We start from the raw sequence: 1168 nt of genomic DNA on the forward strand, positions 1-1168 counted from the left end.
GCGCCGGCCTGGACACCGGAGGCCGTGGCCGCCGCCCTCACGGACGCGCCGGAGCACGGAAGGTGAGAAATTCGGCCGGATACTTCTGTTTGGTCCGCCAGTGCCGGGGTATTGCCCCGTAAGTCGAGTCCAACGGCAGCGAGAGCAAGCACACGAGGGAGATATCCCATGCGCGAGACCGCCGCGCCCGCCCGGACCGCGAAGACCAACCCCGACCGCCGACCGAGCCGCCACACCGAAGACAGCTACGACAACATCGAACCCCGGTTCGCAGAACTGGCCGCCCTCCCGGCAGGCGATCCGCGTAGAGACGCACTGCGCGAACAGATCATCGGACTGTGCCTGCCGCTCGCCGACCACATCGCGCGGCGATTCACCGGCCGCGGCGAAGCCTACGACGACCTGCACCAGACCGCCCGCCTCGGACTGGTGCAGGCCGTCGATCGGTTCGACGTCGCACGCGGCAGCTCCTTCCTGGCGTTCGCGGTGCCCACCATCATGGGCGAGGTCCGCAGGCATTTCCGCGACCACACCTGGGCCCTGCGCGTGCCGCGCCGGGCCAAGGAGCTACAGGCCCTCATCGGCCCTGCCACCGAAACCCTGTCCCAGCGACTCGGTCGCATGCCCTCGGCGCGCGAGATCGCCGAGGAACTCGGCATCGAGCTGGTGGAGGTGACCCGGGCTCTGGTCGCCGCCAACGCCTACTCGACCAACACCCTGCACGCCGTGGGCCGCGACGACGAGGGCAATGTGGGCCTGTCGGTCGGCGACAGCCTCGGCTCCGAGGAGCCGTGCTACACGTTGATGGAGGACGCGATGGCGGTTCGCCCGCTGATCGCCGCCCTGCCCGAGCGGGAACGCCAAGTCCTCGTCTGGCGCTTCTACGACTCGCTCACCCAGTCGCAGATCGCCGAGCGTCTCGGCGTGTCGCAGATGCAGGTGTCGCGCATCCTCAACCGCACCCTCACCCAGCTGCGGGAGACGGCGCTGGCCGAGCCGGTCGCCGCCGTGGCCTGAACCCGTCGCACCCGTGGCCGCGGGGGCGGCGGCGCCCATGCCGGACGGGTAGAGCAGCAGGTAGGGGGCGTCGCCTTCGGGGGTTTCACCGATCCATCCGGTGAGCATGAGTTGCCGGTCGGTGTCGACGCCGACCCACCAGTATTGGCTG

1 protein-coding gene is annotated in these 1168 nt (G+C 69.9%); it reads left to right on the top strand.

Going from position 1 to position 1168, the window contains the following annotated elements; genetic code table 11:
- The first annotated feature begins 168 nt into the window (after positions 1-168).
- Positions 169-1017, top strand: coding sequence for an RNA polymerase sigma factor SigF (locus QH283_RS02445; RefSeq protein WP_280501387.1), 849 nt, complete (start codon positions 169-171; stop codon positions 1015-1017).
- Positions 1018-1168 lie beyond the last annotated feature (151 nt).

It is taken from the genome of Nocardia farcinica, assembly GCF_029867845.1.
In the GTDB taxonomy this organism is placed as follows: domain Bacteria; phylum Actinomycetota; class Actinomycetes; order Mycobacteriales; family Mycobacteriaceae; genus Nocardia; species Nocardia farcinica_A.